16 protein-coding genes are annotated in these 19,204 nt (G+C 28.8%); all 16 read left to right on the forward strand.

Annotated elements, in window-relative coordinates:
* Position 1 precedes the first annotated feature (1 nt).
* The 16 genes from flhA to ACTG46_RS01925 all read left to right on the forward strand — a co-directional run bounded on the left by flhA (position 2) and on the right by ACTG46_RS01925 (position 19,189).
* Positions 2-2,077, forward strand: a complete 2,076-nt coding sequence (gene flhA, locus ACTG46_RS01850) for a flagellar biosynthesis protein FlhA (protein ID WP_054268823.1) — start codon at positions 2-4, stop codon at positions 2,075-2,077.
* Positions 2,052-3,068, forward strand: a complete 1,017-nt coding sequence (flhF, locus tag ACTG46_RS01855) for a flagellar biosynthesis GTPase FlhF (protein ID WP_054268824.1) — start codon at positions 2,052-2,054, stop codon at positions 3,066-3,068. The genes flhA and flhF overlap by 26 nt, the downstream gene beginning before the upstream one ends.
* Positions 3,065-3,955, forward strand: coding sequence for a MinD/ParA family protein (locus ACTG46_RS01860; protein ID WP_243193867.1), 891 nt, complete (start codon positions 3,065-3,067; stop codon positions 3,953-3,955). Before flhF ends, ACTG46_RS01860 begins: the two co-directional genes overlap by 4 nt.
* Positions 3,956-3,969: 14 nt before the next feature.
* The gene (locus tag ACTG46_RS01865; protein WP_054268826.1) at positions 3,970-4,671 is read left to right on the forward strand and encodes a sigma-70 family RNA polymerase sigma factor; all 702 of its coding nucleotides are present in this window, start codon (positions 3,970-3,972) and stop codon (positions 4,669-4,671) included.
* A 15-nt stretch (positions 4,672-4,686) separates the two neighbouring features.
* Entirely contained in the window at positions 4,687-5,109 is a 423-nt protein-coding gene (locus ACTG46_RS01870; RefSeq protein ID WP_054268827.1) for a hypothetical protein, read from the forward strand.
* Between the two features lie 684 nt (positions 5,110-5,793).
* On the forward strand, positions 5,794-6,897 hold the full coding sequence (gene tnpB, locus ACTG46_RS01875) for an IS200/IS605 family element RNA-guided endonuclease TnpB (RefSeq protein WP_479923486.1): 1,104 nt from the start codon (positions 5,794-5,796) through the stop codon (positions 6,895-6,897).
* 319 nt (positions 6,898-7,216) lie between these two features.
* Positions 7,217-7,990 carry a flagellar hook-basal body complex protein gene (locus ACTG46_RS01880; protein WP_479923487.1) on the forward strand — a complete coding sequence of 258 codons (774 nt, stop codon included), beginning with the start codon at positions 7,217-7,219 and terminating at the stop codon, positions 7,988-7,990.
* Between the two features lie 20 nt (positions 7,991-8,010).
* Positions 8,011-8,772: a flagellar hook-basal body complex protein gene (locus ACTG46_RS01885; RefSeq protein WP_054268829.1), complete on the forward strand. Its 762-nt coding sequence runs from the start codon at positions 8,011-8,013 to the stop codon at positions 8,770-8,772.
* Between the two features lie 22 nt (positions 8,773-8,794).
* Complete coding sequence (locus tag ACTG46_RS01890) at positions 8,795-9,676, forward strand: FliM/FliN family flagellar motor switch protein (protein WP_054275672.1); 882 nt, start codon at positions 8,795-8,797, stop codon at positions 9,674-9,676.
* A 2-nt stretch (positions 9,677-9,678) separates the two neighbouring features.
* Complete coding sequence (locus tag ACTG46_RS01895; RefSeq protein WP_054275673.1) at positions 9,679-10,053, forward strand: FliM/FliN family flagellar motor switch protein; 375 nt, start codon at positions 9,679-9,681, stop codon at positions 10,051-10,053.
* A 31-nt stretch (positions 10,054-10,084) separates the two neighbouring features.
* Complete coding sequence (locus ACTG46_RS01900; protein WP_479923488.1) at positions 10,085-11,485, forward strand: tetratricopeptide repeat protein; 1,401 nt, start codon at positions 10,085-10,087, stop codon at positions 11,483-11,485.
* Between the two features lie 114 nt (positions 11,486-11,599).
* Complete coding sequence (gene htpG, locus ACTG46_RS01905; protein ID WP_479923489.1) at positions 11,600-13,540, forward strand: molecular chaperone HtpG; 1,941 nt, start codon at positions 11,600-11,602, stop codon at positions 13,538-13,540.
* 779 nt (positions 13,541-14,319) lie between these two features.
* Entirely contained in the window at positions 14,320-15,429 is a 1,110-nt protein-coding gene (tnpB, locus tag ACTG46_RS01910; protein WP_479923490.1) for an IS200/IS605 family element RNA-guided endonuclease TnpB, read from the forward strand.
* 313 nt (positions 15,430-15,742) lie between these two features.
* Complete coding sequence (locus ACTG46_RS01915; RefSeq protein WP_167639674.1) at positions 15,743-16,873, forward strand: iron-containing alcohol dehydrogenase; 1,131 nt, start codon at positions 15,743-15,745, stop codon at positions 16,871-16,873.
* 199 nt (positions 16,874-17,072) lie between these two features.
* Positions 17,073-18,095 (forward strand): spore photoproduct lyase, encoded by a 1,023-nt coding sequence (gene splB / locus ACTG46_RS01920; RefSeq protein ID WP_479923491.1) that lies wholly within the window; start codon positions 17,073-17,075, stop codon positions 18,093-18,095.
* Positions 18,096-18,280: 185 nt separating this feature from the next.
* Positions 18,281-19,189: an AraC family transcriptional regulator gene (locus tag ACTG46_RS01925; RefSeq protein WP_479923492.1), complete on the forward strand. Its 909-nt coding sequence runs from the start codon at positions 18,281-18,283 to the stop codon at positions 19,187-19,189.
* Positions 19,190-19,204 lie beyond the last annotated feature (15 nt).

Consider the following 19,204-nt stretch of genomic DNA (forward strand, 5'->3'; position numbering starts at 1 on the left):
AATGAATAAGTTTAATCTAAAGGAAAATATGGATGTAATAGTGGCTTTTGGTGTTGTAGGAATTGTTCTTATGATGATAGTGCCATTACCTACATTTATATTAGATATTTTACTGGCAATTAACATAAGTTTATCTGTGCTAATTTTATTAATGACATTATTTACAACAAATGTACTTGATTTATCTATATTTCCAACAGTGTTACTTGTAACAACACTATTTAGATTAGGATTAAATCTTTCATCAACTAGATTGATTCTAACTCAAGGATATGCAGGTGAAGTTATAGAGGCATTTGGAAGTTTTGTTGTAGGTGGAAATTACGTAGTAGGAATAATTATATTCCTAATCATATTAATTGTTCAATTTGTTGTTATAACTAATGGTTCTGGAAGAGTATCTGAAGTAACAGCTAGATTTACGTTAGATGCCATGCCAGGTAAGCAGATGAGTATAGATGCAGATTTAAATGCAGGTGTTATAGATGATAAAACTGCTAGAAAAAGAAGAAAAGAACTTCAACAAGAAGCTGACTTTTATGGTTCTATGGATGGTGCCAATAAGTTTGTAAAAGGAGATGCTATAGCAGGTCTTATAGTAACAGCAATAAATATTATAGGCGGAATTGTAATAGGAGCTGTAATGCTGAATATGACTCTTATGGGTGCAGCACAAACATATGTAAGGCTTACCATAGGGGATGGTCTTGTAAGTCAGATACCAGCTCTATTAATATCTACATCAGCAGGTATAATTGTAACAAGAGCTTCTACTGATGAAAATTTTGGTGGACTAGTAAGTAGACAATTAACAGCAATACCAAAAGCAATAATGATGACTGGGTGTGTCTTAATTGTACTTGGTATGATGCCTGGACTACCTAAGCCAGCATTCTTTTCACTGGGGATAGGTGCAATAGCAGCAGGTTATTTTTTAGGAAGAGAAAAGAAAGATACTTTAGAAGATTTAGAGCTTGAAAAACCTGATATGGTAAATCCAGACAAAAACGAAGTAGAAGATGTTACAAACTTAATAAATGTAGAAGCTATAGAAGTAGAAATTGGGTATGGTCTAATATCCTTGGCTGATGAATCAGCAGGAGGAGATTTACTTCAGAGAATAGCATCAATAAGAAGACAGTGTGCTATAGATATGGGTATAGTTGTACAACCCATAAGAATAAGAGATAATTTACAATTAAATCCAAACCAGTACAATATAAAGATAAAAGGCAATGTAGTTGGCGGATATGAGATAATGCCTAATATGGTTTTATGTATGGACCCTATGAATCAAGGCTTTAATATATTTGGAATAAAGACAATTGAGCCTACTTTTGGAATAGAAGCGCTTTGGATAGAAAGTGACAAAGTAGAAGATGCAGAATTAAAAGGTTATACAGTGGTAGATTCATCTACAATACTTATAACTCACTTACTAGATATAATAAAATCCAATGCACATGAATTATTGGGAAGACAAGAAGTTAAGACTATTATAGATGCAGCAAGAGAAAATTATAGTGCTGTGGTTGACGAGTTAATACCAGATTTAATGACGCTTGGTGAAGTTCAAAAAGTACTTAAAAATCTGCTAAGAGAAAAAGTAAATATAAAGGACCGTGTTACAATACTTGAAACACTTGCAGACCAGTCTAGAAATACTAAAGATATAGAGCTTCTTACTGAATACGTGAGAATAGCTTTAGCTAGAAGTATTTGTACAAATTTGGTCGATGAAGAGAAGTCAATTGTAGTGTCTACATTGTCCCCAGAAACAGAGGAACTAGTATCTAATAATTTACAAAGGTCTGTAAATGGAACTTATCCAGCTGTTGACCCAGAAAACACAAATAAAATATTTGAAAGTATACAAGGTATAATGAGTAATGTATATTTCAATCATAATATACCAGTAATAGTAGTATCACCAAAGATAAGAGCACCATTTAGAAAGTTAGTTGAGCTTGTATATCCTAATTTGACTGTATTATCATTAAACGAAATACCTAACGATGTTAAAATCAAAGCAGAAGGTGTGGTGAGCATATATGATGACGAAAAAGTATACAGCTGATACAATTCAGGATGCTATGAATCTAGCCAAAATGGAATTAGGTGACAATATTACATTAATAGATAAAAGAGAAGTAAGAAAATCTGGCATACGAGGTATTTTTTCAAAGAAAGATATTGAATTAACTGTTGGATGGGAAAAGAGAGATAATATAGAACAAAAAGATTTAAAACGAGAGATAGAACAATTAAAGTCAATTATAAGCAACATGGGATTTGATAATAAAAATGATAATGATATAGATAAAATATGTAAGAATTTACTAAATTTAGAGTTAAACGAAGAAATCGTAGAATTTATAAGAGCTGATTTACAAGAGATGAAGTTTAATGGAGTTGATACAAGTAAAAATTTAGTAGAGAGTTTAAAGAAAAAGATTAAAATAGAAAATCAAACAATAAATGGAAAAATTGCTCTAGTTGGGCCTCCAGGAGTAGGTAAAACAACTACAATAGCAAAGTTAGCTGCTAAATTAGTCTTTGAAGAAAATAAAAAAGTAGGTGTAATAACTATAGATACCTATAGAATTGGTGCTGTAGAGCAGTTAAAAATATATACTGACATAATGAATATACCTTTTAAAGGGGTAATAAGCTCTGATGAGATGGAATTGGCACTTGATGAAATGAAAGATTGTGATGTTGTATTAATAGATACTACAGGTAGAGGATATAAAAATTCTATGCAAATACTAGAAATCAAGAATCTTATAGATAAAGCTGAAACCGATAATATACATTTAGTTTTGAATTGTACGACAAGAGAAACTGATACAAAAGCGATTATAGATTCGTATAGAAATGTGAACTTTAAAAGCTTAATAATTACAAAATTAGATGAAACAATTACATATGGCTCATTATTTAACATAATGAATTATGCACAAAAACCAATATCATATATTACAACAGGACAAAATGTTCCTGATGATATTATAAAACCTAATGAAGATAAGATTATAAGATTGTTATTAGGAGTTGAAAGTATATGATGGACCAAGCTCAAATTTTAAGAAAAATTGCAATAGAAAAAAAAGGAATGGATGAATTTATTACAGAGAATAGAAATACACCTAAGATAATTACAATAGCTTCTGGTAAAGGTGGAGTTGGAAAGAGTAATTTAGCTACAAATTTGTCTATATGCTTGACTAAACTTAATAAAAAAGTTCTTATATTAGATGCAGATATAGGAATGTCTAATATAGATATAATAATGGGTGTAAATGTAAAAGGAACCATAATTGATGTAATTAATGGTGAAAAAAATATAGAAGACATAATTTCACAAACTAAATATGGTGTAAACATAATCTCTGGAGGCTCTGCTCTTAATCATATAGAAGATTTCACAGAAGCTCAAAGAAATAAGTTTATACATAGTATAGAGCAGATTCATGATGTTGATTTTATAATAATTGACACAGGAGCTGGTATGAGTAAAAGTCTATTGTCATTCATATATTGTAGTACTGAATTTTTCTTAATAACAACACCAGAACCTACATCATTGACTGATGCATACAGTTTATTAAAAGCCATAAGCAACTTTGGTATAAAGAGAAGTGCAAATATAATAATCAATAGAGTGGTTAATTTAGAAGAGGCAAAATCTACATATAACAGAATAAATATGGTTGTAGATAAATTTTTAAATCTTAATTTAGAATTGTATGGATATATAATGGAGGATAAAAAAGTGAGTGTATGTGTAAAAAAACAGATACCATTTATTTTAGAATATCCTACAAGTATTGCATCAAAATGCATTATATCTATAGCCAAGAGAATGGTAAGTCAATCAAAATATGAGACAAAAGAAGAGATTATTGATAACAAAGGTTTACTAAGAAAAATGTTTAATATATTTAAAAGCTAAGGAGGCGTAATTTAATGAATAGAGAAGAATTAATAAAAGAGAATATGCCTCTTGTAAAGAGTATAGCAAGAAAGTTTTTTATACCAGGGAAAGGCTTTGAATATCAAGATTTAGTAAATAGTGGAGTCATAGGATTGATTGATGCAATAAATAAATTTGATGTTGAAAAAGGAGCAAAGTTCTCTAGTTACTCCTATATAAAGATAAAATCTGCTATATTAGATGAAATCAGAAACCAAAGTCCAATTTCTAAACATAACTTAACAAAAGTGAATAAGTATAATAGAGTAATAGAAAAATTACAAGCAGAATTATTAAGAGAACCGACTTCACATGAAATTGCAAAAGAATTAAATATTTCAGAAAAGGAACTCAATGATATTGAGAGTAATATAGACATGTTAAATATTGTGTCATTGAACCATGTAATTTTTGAAGATACAAATGAAACTATACAAGATGTAATAAGTTATAGGGAGGAACATACTCCAGCAAATATAATAGAAGAAGAAGAAAAGTTAGATATTCTATCTAAAGCAATTAATAATTTAAGAGAAAAGGAAAAATTAATACTTTCACTGTACTATTATGAAGATTTAAATTTAAAGGAGATAGGAAAAGTGCTAGGTGTTTCAGAATCCAGAGTTTCACAACTCCATAGAAAGTCAATAAGAAACCTAAGAAATAAAATAAAAGAACTTAAATATTCTATATAGATGGTGATTGATGTGATGATACAAATTATATTAATAGTAGTGTCTATTTTGATAATAGTAACTATAATTGCAAATTTACATAAGGAATCAAAAAATAAAGATAACAGGTACTTTGATAAAATATTTGAGCAGGAATATGAGGCAAATGATAGATTGATAGTGCCAGAAAAAAGAAGATTTTTTTTAGATAAAGTGATTGCTGAAATAAGAAGTAATAATCATATGAAAGTTTATGAAAATTATAATCTAATAAAGAATGAGGCAGGAAAAAAAGCAGATATTTTTATAGAATCAAAACAGGAAATAAAAAAAGAAAATGAGCTATCTCTTAAAGTGAAACATCTTATAAATTCGGGTTACGATGATGTGGAAATATGCAAAATGCTAGATATCGGAAAGGGTGAGCTATCATTAATAAGGAGTTGCTACAAGATATAAGAACATTGTTATTTGATTAAAAAATAGCTACGCACACTTGTGACTTTAGTCGTGAGTTAGTAGCTAAAATAGTCAGCATATAGGGAAACCTATATGTAGAGATAGGATAGAACCTATCCAATACTACCTGAATTGCTGGAAACCCCTAAAGCTAACCAAACTAAAACATAAGGATGAAATAAACCTAAGTGTGAAAGTTACGAAAGTAGAAAAAATTGGTTAGATGGTATAAGGTTAAACCCTAAGTACTTTAAAATGGGCAATCAGCAGGTAAGCTCCTAAGTAGGAGAAACTTCAACGACTATTCCTCTTGAGGGAAGTACACTACAAGCTATTGGTAGTGGAAGTGGGTAGACCTTAACGGATAACGCCGAAGGATAAGATATAGTCTGTGCTTACATGAAAGTGTAAGAAGTTCATAAGAGAACTGCATAGGTAGTAGCGAACTTATGTGAACGACAACCTCAAAAATGATAAAAGTTAGGACTTATGGTTCTTACATATGTTATTTAAAAATAAATATAAAAACCTTTAAAATACTTGTTTAAAAAAATTGACCTTGTTAATATTAGGATGGGTGAGTAAAAATTGAAGTAGCTCAGATATGTATAAATACCATATAGTATGGTGTGTAAAATATGAACATCTAGTATTAACATAATCATAAAAAACAAGTAAAGTGAGGTGATAGTAGTGGAAAAAGCTTATAAGTTTAGAATGTATCCAAATAAAAAACAGCAAGAGTTAATTAACAAAACTTTTGGATGCTGTAGATTTGTATATAATAAATATCTTGCTAAAAAAATAGAAGTTTATGAAAACAATAAAGAAACTTTTACGTATAAACAGTGCAGTTCTGATTTGACCAACTTAAAAAAAGAGTTAAAGTGGCTTAAAGAACCTGATAAATTTTCACTACAAAACACCTTAAAAGATTTAGAAAACGCATATAAAAAATTCTTTAAAGAAAATACAGGATTTCCTAAATTTAAATCAAAGAAAACTAATAGGTTTTCATATAGAACTAACTTTACAAATGGAAATATTATATACTGTGGTCAATATATAAAATTACCTAAACTTGGTATGGTTAAAGTAAGGGATAAACAAATACCTCAAGGAAGAATACTTAATGCTACTATATCCAAAGAACCAAGTGGAAAATATTATGTATCATTATGTTGTACTGATATAGATATTAAAGCATTTGAAAATACTAATAATCAGATAGGTTTAGATTTAGGAATTAAAGAATTTTGTATCTCAAGTTGTGGAGACTTTATAGAAAATCCTAAGTATCTTCAGAAGTCATTAAATAAACTTGCTAAATTACAAAGAGAATTATCGAGAAAAACAATTGGTAGTTTAAATAGAAATAAAGCAAGATTAAAAGTTGCAAGACTTCAAGAACATATAGCTAATCAAAGGAAGGATTTTCTACAAAAACTATCTACTAAATTAATACGAGAGAATGATATTATTTGCATAGAAGATTTACAAGTAAAGAATATGAGTAAAAATCGTAAATTATCTCGCTTAATTTCTGATGTGTCATGGTCAGAATTTGTTCGTCAATTAGAATACAAGGCTAATTGGTATGGTAGACAAATTGTAAAGGTAGGTAGATTCTTTGCAAGTTCACAAATATGCAATAAATGTGGGTACAAAAACGAGGAAGTTAAGAATTTAAATATAAGAGAATGGATTTGTCCTTGTTGTAATGAAACTCACGATAGAGATATAAATGCAAGTATAAATATACTAAAAGAAGGACTAATAAGAGTTTAAAATAAATAACTTATGTAAGAACCGTAGGAACTACGGGGATAGCCTGTGGAGAATTGGTAAGACATATTTCAGTATGCAAAATTCTATGAAGCAGGAACCCTGTGACTTTAGTCATGGGAGGTTCAGAAAAAAGTACTTTTAGGAATAGGGATTGGTATATTAATATCAACTTTATGTATAATGCTTTTTAGCAACAATGATATGAGTAAAGCTGAGATAGAAAAAAAGGCAAGAGAGCTAGGTATGAAATATGCAAGTGAGATGAAGGTTTTAGAATAGATAATATTGTTGGATAATTTACAAAAAAGGAGGTCATAACGTGATAAGAGGATTATATACGGCAGTTTCTGCAATGATAACTAATCAACAAAAGCAAAATGTTGTTGTCAATAACTTAGCAAATATGGATACTAATGGATATAAGAATAAACTACTTCTAACTAAAAGTTTTGATGAATTACAGTTAGATAGTTACAATAATTATGTAAATGGAACTAAACAAAAGCAAGAAATAGGCAAGTTAAGCCCAGGTGTATCTATGGATGAAACTATCACAAATTTTAACCAAGGTCCTATAAAAACAACTGATAATAAAATGGATGTAGCCATCCAAGGCAAGGGATTTTTTCTAGTTAGTGATGCAGCTGGAAATCAATTTTATACCAGAAATGGTAATTTTAGAACAGATAATCAGGGTGACCTCATAACTAGTGAAGGATATTATGTACTTGGAACAAATACTGCAACTGGTGCTGTAGGACATATAAATGTTGGTAATAAAAAATTTGAAGTAGCAAAAGATAATACAATATCACTGGACGGAAATGCTATGTACAAATTTAATATGGTAGACTTTGATGACTATAATAAATTAAAAAAAGAAGGAGATAACTTGTATTCTGGAGGAGGAGCTATAAAGGCAAATAATGCACTTACAATACAGAGTGCAGTAGAGTCTTCTAATGTAGATATTGTGTCTGAAATTAATAACATGATGACAATATCAAGAGAATATGAGGCAAATCAAAAAATAATTCAAGCTATGGACTCTAAATTGGCAAAGATAGCAAGTGAGATTGGCTCAGTAAGATAGATAATAGGAGGTGAATTTTTATGTACACAATGTTTTATACTAGTAAAACTGCTTTATCAGCAAATCAAAGTAAATTAGATGTAATATCCAATAATATAGCAAATAATGATTCCAATGGATATAAAAAAATAAATATGGAATACTCTGACTTAGTAGATGAAGTATTAAACAGACCATCATATCCTACAAATGGTAAAGATATATCGACTGGAACTGGAGCTAAGGTATCAGCCCCTATGAGAAACTATGAACAAGGTGCATTGGCACCTACAGGTAGTAAAAGTGATTTAGCAATAGATGGAGAAGGATTCTTTAGAGTAATAAGAAAAGATGGAACATATGCATACACAAGAGATGGTGGATTTAATGTGGATGCTTTAGGTAAGATTGTAGATGCTAATGGAAATGTATTAGATGTTCAATTTGATGCAGGATATAACTATAATAATACAAATATAAATAACACAAACTTAACAGTTGCAAGAAATGGAGATTTAGCTGTAGATAATAAAAAAATAGGCAAAATCAATTTATATCAACCTATAGGAACTCAAAATTTTATCTCTGAAGGTGATAGTTTATTTGTTTCAACTGATGCAGCTCAGATTAAACAAGTTGATAAAGTTGATATAGTTCAGGGCTATAGAGAAAGGTCAAATGTTTCTTTACAAGATGAATTTGTTGACTTAATAGCCACTCAAAGAGCATTTCAGATGAATTCAAAAGGAATAAAGACAGCAGATGAAATGTGGCAAATAGCTAATAATTTAAGAGCTAAATAATTATGTAAGGTGAGGAATATTCATGTATGATATGAAAGATTATGATTTCGGCAAACCTCAGAGTTATTCAAGAGAAAATTTAACTTGTTTAAATTTTTTATTAGCTGAATTCTGTAAAAAATATAAAAATTATATAATTTATGAACTTAAGTGTAATTCTAGTATGGTAGTTGAGAGTATAGACCAAGTAAATTATCAAACTTTTTTAGATAAGGTAACATCTTCATGTATAGTAGTACAAAATTCGATGGAACCTATTATGAAAAACTTTTCTTTTAGAATAGATAGAAGTGTAGCTGATATGTGGATTGACGTGACAGCTGGAGGTAATGGGATTGTAAAAGACAATGACAGAGAACTTACGGAACTTGATAAGAAAGTACTCTTACATCTTATGGAAGATTTAGTAAGAAACATGCATCTATTTGAAGGCTTTGAAAACATACGAGTATTAGATACACATACACATATTAATTTACCTCAATTATGTTCTCCAACTGCACCTGTATGTGTAGTAGATTTAAAGGTGATAAATGATAATAAGTATATTGGTAGTGTTTCTCTTTGTTTCCCATATAATGCCTTAGAGGCTATGCTGGAGAGTATTTCTGTTGTAGACTTTTTAGATATGGATGCAGGGGATAATTCAGAAGAATTCACTAATAAAATATACAATAGTGTATCTAATATAGAGTTAGCAGTTATTGCAGAGATAGGAAAAGTATCGATTAATATTGAAGACTTACTCAAACTAGAGGTTGGAGATGTAATAGTAACAAATAAAAAAATAAATGATTATATAGATGTATTTGTAGAAAATTCAAAATCATACACAGCAACACCAGGTTTTATATCAAGTAAAAAAGGTGTAAAAATAAATGATGCTGTCAGAAAAGAGGTGTAGTTATGGATAATAGTAATCTTATTTCAGATGAAGAAGCAAAGATGTTATTAAATGATAAAGTTGAAAGTGAAATTGATGGAGATAATGAATTAGCTCTAGATGTCTCTGAAGCTAACAAAAATAATATACAAAGAATACTTGACCTTAAGTTAGAGTTATCTGTAGTTATAGGAAGAACAAAGATGAGTCTAAGAGACATTTTGAATCTAAATAAAGGTTCTCTTATTGAACTGGATACTTTAGCAGACCAAGATGTAGAAATATTAATAGACAATAAAGTATTAGCTTATGGAAAAGTAGTAGTAGTGGATTTGAACTTTGGTGTAAAAGTAACGAGTATAGTAAGTGAAGAGGATATGGTAAAATCTCTTGTTTAAAAACAACATTAATTAATACTTAAGGCATGAGGTGGTATTTATTTTAAACTTAAATGATATAAAAAAAGATATATTAAAACTCAATAAAAAGGACTCATGTGCTCTCTATAATAAATCTATTGATAATATAAACAATAATTACATATCAAGTGGATTAAAATTTTTAAAAGAAGCAAGAGATTTAAGGCCAGATGATGTGGATGTATTAAATCTCATAGGTCTTGTAAATTTACTAAAATGTAATTTTGATGAGTCTGTAGAAAGTTTCTATAAGAGTTTAATTTGTGAAAAAACTGCTCTGTGTGAAAAGTATATAAATATGCTTACATCTGAGGAGTTTTTAATTTTCTTTGAAAGATATAATCAGTTTATAAGAATGATAAACAAAGGTATGTATAAAGAAGCCATACAAGGATTCAAACTCATAATTGAGCAATATAGTGACTTAATAGAACCGTATGAATTGCTTGCTTTACTTTATGAAAAGGAAGAAGAATATATAAAATTTGATGAATGTCTAGAAGTATTGAAGAGTATTGATAAAGAAAATTATTTATTAAATCAAGAAAATGATACATTAGATATATACCGTAATATTAACAGACAGGTTAAAATCAATGCGAATTTAGATGATTATAAGAATGAGCCTGTATATAAAAATATTAATAGTTCTAGGATTGATGGAACTAAAAATATGAATGAAGAAGGAAGCAAGGATAAAAAACAGAAAACTTCAGATTCTAATAAGAAAAAAAGTATTAGAAAAAACAAGTACATATACATAGCAATAATATTAGGGGTATTATTAATAGGACAAAATATATATAGTTCTTATAAGATGAATAATTTAACTAATAAAATATCTAAAAATAGTGGAACTAAAGATAGAGGGTCAATAGATTCTAGCTTGAATAAGAAAGAAATTAACAGAGAAGAAAATGAGGTTGCTGATAAGACTTCGAATACCAACAAGAGTACTAAAAATATTAATAAAAATGATGTAAAATCCCAAGAAAATACTGTGGAAAATGAAAGTAATAGTGATTCTAATTTATTTACAGAGGATGAGCTGATGTCAAAGGCAAATACATTAAAGTCAGAAAAGCAAACCAAATCTTCTATACAATTATATAAAAAGGTTGCAGATATAGGGGAGAATAAGGGAAATACATCAGAAGCAACTTATCAAGTTGCTATTCTTAGTGAAAAATTAAAAGACTATGATACTGCAGAAGAATATTATAAAATGTATGTAGAAAATTATTCAGAGAAAGATTCATATTTTGATGAATCATATTATAACCTAGGCATGATGTATTATAATAAAGGCGATTTAAAAAATTCTAAATTGACATTAAAAAAATTAGTTAATAAGGTACCCAATAGCATGTATAATAATTCAAAAGTGAAAGAAATTTTGAAAGAAGAATAACTAAATTAGATAAGAAAAAGAAATTATTTTATTTTAAAATAATTTCCTTATAATATATTGACATACTATTTTAAAAAATTTAAAATATTAACTATAAAATGAGGAGGGATAAAAATGGAGTTTGAAAAAGGGAGTATTTCAATTCATACAGAAAATATTTTTCCTATAATTAAAAAATGGTTATATTCTGATAAAGACATATTTATAAGAGAACTTATAAGTAATGGATGTGATGCAGTAAGCAAACACAAAAGACTTGTATCATTAGGAGAAATATCAGAAGTTGAGCCATCAGATTATAAAATTACAGTATCTGTAAATAAAGGGGAAGGCACACTTAAATTTATTGACAATGGAATTGGTATGACTGAAGAAGAGATAAAAAAATACATAAATCAAGTTGCTTTTTCAGGTGCTGAGGATTTCTTTAACAAATATAAGGATAAGATGGAAGAATCAAATGACATAATAGGTCACTTTGGATTAGGATTTTATTCTGCATTCATGGTGTCTAAAAAAGTTCAAATAGACACGCTTTCATATACAGAAGGAGCAACTCCAGTAAGATGGATATCTGAGGGTGGTACAGAATATGAGATATCTGAATCAGATGCTAGACATGAGAGAGGAACTACTATAACATTATTTATTGATGATGATAGTAAGGAATTCTTAGATGAATTTACTGTAAGGGGTATAATAGATAAGTATTGTTCTTTCTTACCAGTAGAAATATATTTAGAAGATGTTGAAAGATTAGAAAGAGAAGCTAAGGAAGCAGAAGAAAAAGCTAAAAAGAAAAAGGAAGAAGGAAAAGAAGAAGAAGTTATAGATGCAAAGGTAATTGAGCCTTTAAATGATACTAATCCTCTATGGCTAAAATCTCCAAAAGATTGTACTGATGATGAATACAAAGAGTTTTACAGAAAAGTATTCCATGTATTTGATGAGCCTTTATTCTGGATACATCTAAATGTAGATTATCCTTTTAACTTAAAGGGTATACTTTACTTCCCTAAACTAAAAAATGAGTTTGAATTGACAGAGGGAAAAGTGAAATTATACAACAATCAAGTATTTGTAGCTGATAATATAAAAGAAGTTATACCAGAATTTTTACTTCTATTAAAAGGTGTAATAGATTGCCCAGATTTACCATTAAATGTATCAAGAAGTTTCTTGCAAAATGATAGAGATGTAAGTAAAATTTCTAAACATATAATTAAAAAAGTAGCTGACAAGTTAAAATCTCTTTGTAAAAATGAAAGAGAAGAATACAATAAGTTTTGGGATGATATACAAATATTTATTAAATATGGTTGCTTAAAAGATGAAAGTTTCTATGAAAAAGTAAAAGAATGTATATTATTTAAAACTATTAATGATGAATATATAACATTACAAGATTATCTAGAGAAATGTAAAGACAAGCACGAAAATAAAGTATTCTATGTAAGTGATAAGGAACAACAATCACAATACATTAAACTATTTAAAGAATATGATTTAAATGCTGTTGTATTAAACTCATCAATAGATACTCACTTTATTTCATTTATGGAATATAAAGAAAATGGTGTTAAGTTTAATAGAATAGATGCAGACCTTTCTGATGTATTAAAAGACAAAAATGAAAATAAAGATAGTGAAGAAAATAAAGAAGAAATAGCCAAGATAGAAGGTCTATTTAAAGAAGCTGTTGGAGAAAGAGTTAAAAATTATTCTGTAGAAGGCTTAAAAAACGAGGATACTCCAGCTATGGTATTAGTATCTGAACAATCTATCAGAATGGCAGAAATGCAGTCAAGATTTGCTGGAATGGATTTAGGAATGAACTTCGAGGAAGAGAAAACTCTTGTGATAAATGAAAATAGCCCAATTATTAAAAAATTAGTTTCTCTTAAAGATAATGAAGAAAAGAAAGATAAAGTTGCACTTATTTGTAATCAGATAGCAGATTTAGCTTTACTTTCTAATAAAGAATTAAAACCAGACGAATTAGACTCATTTGTTCAAAGAAGTAATAAACTTATGAACATGTTAATAGAATTGTAAGATTAAATATATTAAAGTAAATTTATAAAAAATATCTAATATTATGAGAAGAGTTATTTTAAGATAATTGAAATTATCTTTGTGTAACTCTTCTTTATTTTTTATCTTTGATTAAAAAATAGCTACGCACACTCGTGACTTTAGTCGTGAGTTAGTAGCTAAAATAGTCAGCATATAGGGAAACTTATATGTAGAGATAGGATAGAACCTATCCAATACTACTTGAATTGCTGGAAACCCCTAAAGCTAACCAAACTAAAACATAAGGATGAAATAAACCTAAGTGTGAAAGTTACGAAAGTAGAAAAAATTGGTTAGATGGTATAAGGTTAAACCCTAAGTACCTTAAAATGGGCAATCAGCAGGTAAGCTCCTAAGTAGGAGAAACTTCAACGACTATTCCTCTTGAGGGAAGTACACTACAAGCTATTGGTAGTGGAAGTGGGTAGACCTTAACGGATAACGCCGAAGGATAAGATATAGTCTGTGCTTACATGAAAGTGTAAGAAGTTCATAAGAGAACTGCATAGGTAGTAGCGAACTTATGTGAACGACAACCTCAAAAATGATAAAAGTTAGGACTTACGGTTCTTACATATGTTATTTAAAAATAAATATAAAAACCTTTAAAATACTTGTTTTAAAAAATTTACCTTGTTAATATTAGGATGGGTGAGTAAAAATTGAAGTAGCTCAGATATGTATAAATACCATATAGTATGGTGTGTAAAATATGGACATCTAGTATTAACATAATCATAAAAAACAAGTAAAGTGAGGTGATAGTAGTGGAAAAAGCTTATAAGTTTAGAATGTATCCAAATAAAAAACAGCAAGAGTTAATTAACAAAACTTTTGGATGTTGTAGATTTGTATATAATAAATATCTTTCTAAAAAAATAGAAGTTTATGAAAATAATAAAGAAACTTTTACTTATAAACAGTGCAGTTCTGATTTGACCAACTTAAAAAAAGGATTAAAGTGGCTTAAAGAACCTGACAAATTTTCACTACAAAACACCTTAAAAGATTTAGAAAACGCATATAAAAAATTCTTTAAAGAAAATGCAGGATTTCCTAAATTTAAATCAAAAAAAACTAATAGATTTTCATATAGAACGAACTTTACAAATGGAAATATTATGTACTGTAGTCAATATATAAAATTACCTAAACTTGGTATGGTTAAAGTAAGGGATAAACAAATACCTCAAGGAAGAATACTTAATGCTACCATATCCAAAGAACCAAATGGAAAATATTATGTATCATTATGTTGTACTGATATAGATATTAAAGCATTTGAAAATACTAATAATCAGATAGGTTTAGATTTAGGAATTAAAGAATTTTGTATCTCAAGTTGTGGAGACTTTATAGAAAATCCTAAGTATCTTAAGAAGTCATTAAACAAACTTGCTAAATTACAAAGAGAACTATCGAGAAAAACAATTGGTAGTTTAAATAGAAATAAAGCAAGATTAAAAGTTGCAAGACTTCAAGAGCATATAGCTAATCAAAGGAAGGATTTTCTACAAAAACTATCTACTAAATTAATACGAGAGAATGATATTATTTGCTTAGAGGATTTACAAGTAAAGAATATGACTAGAAATAGTAAACTATCTCGCTTAATTTCTGATGTGTCATGGTCAGAATTTGTTCGTCAATTAGAATACAAGGCTAATTGGTATGGTAGACAAATTGTAAATGTAGGTAGATTCTTTGCAAGTTCACAAATATGCAATAAATGTGGGTACAAAAACGAGGAAGTTAAGAATTTAAATATAAGAGAATGGATTTGTCCTTGTTGTAATGTAACTCACGATAGAGACATAAATGCGAGTATAAATATACTAAAAGAAGGATTAAGACTAATAACAGTTTAAAATAGATAACGTATGTAAGAACCGTAGGAACTACGGGGATAGCCTGTGGAGAATTAGTAAGACATATTTTAGTATGCAAAATTCTATGAAACAGGAACCCTGTGACTTTAGTCATGGGAGGTTCAGTAAAGTTTCAAATATTTAAATAGATTACAATTAAAAATTGAATTTGGTTAAATAGAGATAACTTGATATAGTATAAAATAATACATATAATTAAGTAAAAGATTGTTTTGTAATTTATGTTTTAATACATAATTACGTTGTGTTGAAAAATAAAATTATTACTAAAGTAGAAATAGGAGGTTTTGGCATGAATTTTAATTATAATTTACCAGTAAACATATTGTTTGGGAGAGGTAGAATCAATGATGTAGGAAAAGAAGTATCTAAATATGGTAAAAAGGTATTAATTGTAACTGGCAAAAATAGTACAAAGAAAACTGGATTACTTGATAAAACAATAGACTTACTAAAAGATTCTAAAATAGAATATGAAGTTTTTGATAAAGTAGAACAAAATCCTCTTATAACTACTATATATTCAGGTGTAGAAATTATAAAAGCAACTGGATGTGACTGTGTCTTAGGTCTTGGTGGAGGAAGTATAATGGATGCTGCTAAGAGTATAGCTTTCTCTTATAAAAATCCAGGAGATTTAAATGAATATATATTTGGAATCAGACAAGGAGAAGAAGCTTTACCTATAATTTTAGTTCCAACTACATCAGGTACAGGTAGTGAGGGGAATTGTTTTGCAGTGCTTACAAATTCAGAAACCAAAGATAAAAAATCCATAAAAAAGAATAGTATGTATGCAAAGGCATCAATAATTGACCCAGAACTTATGGTTACAATGCCAAAACATATAATTGCATCAGTTGGATTTGATGCACTTGCTCATAATATGGAAGCATATCTTTCTAACGGAAGAAATTCCCTTGCAGATGTACAAGCTATTTATGGAATTGAGCTTATATCAAAAAATTTAGTAAGAGTATATAATAATGTAGATGACCTAGAAGCATGGGAGAAAATAACACTTGCAAGCACTATTGGAGGAATGACAATTGGTACAGCAGGGACAGCCTTACCACATGGTATGGAACATCCTGTAAGTGGTCTTAGAGATGTAATGCATGGAAAAGGACTTGCAGCTTTGACTCCAAGCATTGTAGAAAGTTCATGGGATAGTGACATCGAAAGATTTGGAAATATATCAAAAATATTAGGAGGAACTTGTGCAGAAGATTGTTCAGATGCAATTAGAAATTTCCTTAAAAAAATAGATTTAGATATAAAACTAACTGATTTAGGTGTTGAAAAATCAGATATAGATTGGTTAACTGATAATTGCATGAAGATATCGGCTGCAAATATTAAGAGACATCCAAAAACTTTTAATAAAGAACAAATAAAAGAAATATACTACAAGTCTCTTTAACTTAACATTATACATTTAATTTTAGATAAATACATTTATTATCAGTAAGAAACTCATAAATAGTAGTGTACATATAGGAAATTAATCTTAAATTTTTATTTTACTTTCTAATAAATAAAGGTGCTTAAAAAAGGGAAGATTAACTAAGTAATATTTTATAAAAATCTTCATTTAAAAACTTTGAGTAGAGGTGAAATAAATGTTTAATCCCAAAAGAATAATATTTGAAAAAGGAACTTTAGATACTGATGTTGGAAAAAACATATATGATAAATTTAAAGATAAAAAAGATGTAGAGATAATTAATATATCATCAAATAGAGTCAAGGAACATATTCCAGGTGAAAATCTATACGAGCAATATAGGAGTGGAAAACAGACCATGGTAGTTGGGATTAGAAAAAGCATGAAGTTTCAAACATGTAAACCTTCTGCTAATTATCAACTACCACTTGTCAGTGGATGTATGGGAAGATGTGAATATTGTTATTTAAACACACAACTAGGTGATAAACCCTTTATAAGGGTATTTGTAAATATAGATGAGATACTTGAACAAACAAAGAAGTATATTGAAGATAGAAAGCCACAAGTTACTATATTTGAAGGTGCAGCTACATCAGACCCAGTTCCAGTAGAGCCGTATACCAATTCATTGAAAAAAACAATAGAGTTTTTTGGAAGAGAAGAAAAAGGAAGATTTAGATTTGTTACTAAATACAGTGATGTAGATAGTTTATTGGATGCTAAACATAATAATCATACAGAAATACGATTCAGTATAAATACTCCTAGGATTATAGAAGGACATGAACATTATACAGCATCTGCTAATAAAAGAATAGAATCAGCTGTAAAACTTGCTAAAGCTGGCTATCAGATTGGTTTTATAATAGCTCCTGTGTTTCTATATAAAGGTTGGAAAGAAGAATATAGAAGCCTTATCAGAAACATAAAAGAAGCACTACCAAAGGATTTTGATAGAAAAATTATATTTGAAGTTATATCTCATAGATATACTACTAAAGCTAAAAATAGAATATTAGAAATTTATCCAGACACATTGTTGCCAATGGAAAATGAAGATAGAAAGTTTAAATATGGTCAATTTGGATATGGAAAGTATGTATATGATAAAGAACAAATAGACGATATGAAAGAGTTTTTTCATAAGGAAATAAATGAAGTATTTGAAAATAGTTTAATAAAATATATAATATAGCAAATCTTTAAATTAGATTTGCTATATTTTATGTTTATATGTATTTTACATTTACTTAAAAAGTGATAAAACTCAGTATCATCATACAAAAAATTAAAAAAGGCACTGTATATCAAGAACATTTTTTTTAGTTTTGATAATATAAAGGTATAAGATTAATAACAATATTAGGAGGTACTTATAACTTGCATGCATGGGAATCTATTCAAATCACATTAGACTTAATAGAAGAAAGGTTATCAGAAGGAATCTCAATTAATGAACTGGCAAATGAAGCAAACCTATCACCATTTTACTATCAAAGACTGTTTAAAAGATTAGTCAATAAAACAGTGATGGAGTATATAAAACTTCGACGTCTTGCAAAAGCTTCTGAACATTTAGCAGAATATAAGAATCGTATACTTGATGTAGCTTTAAATTTTGGATTTGAAAGTCATGAGACATTTACACGTGCTTTTAAAAAAGCATATGGATTAACGCCAGAGGAATATAGAGCAAATCCAGTAAAACTTAATCAATTTGTTAAGCCAGAATTAATTTTAAATTATATTATGGTTGATGAAGGTGTACCACTTATTGCAGATGATATAGTAATTGAAGTAACTCGCAGAAGATTGAGGAATCCAAGGTCTTTTATTGGAATAGAAGGAGAAATACCTATTTGCCAGTTGATGGGTGGTGAGACAACTGGTATTGCGTTAGCAAAGGAATTATGGATGAAACTTGGAAGTCAAAAACACAATATACAAAATAAAATCCCAGGTGGAAATGAATTTGCTGCTCTTTATATGGGAAGTGCAAAAGAAGGGAATTGTATGTATATGGCAGGTATAGAAGTGGAGCCAGGTACATTGGTAGAAGGATATAGTACCTTTGAGTTACCTGCTAAAGAATATTTAGTATGTGGATTTGAAGCAGAAAATTTTAATGAGCTGGTCGATTCAGCTGTTTTTAAAGCAGATAAGTTTATGGAACGATGGATGAAGAATCATAATTTAATGGCCACTGATTTTGCGATTGAGATGTATTATCCTTCTACACCTGAAGTGGCATATATGGAGCATTGGACTGTTCCAGTACATATTGAATAATAGAAGGGGGCATGA

The organism is Clostridioides sp. LIBA-7678, assembly GCF_056716065.1.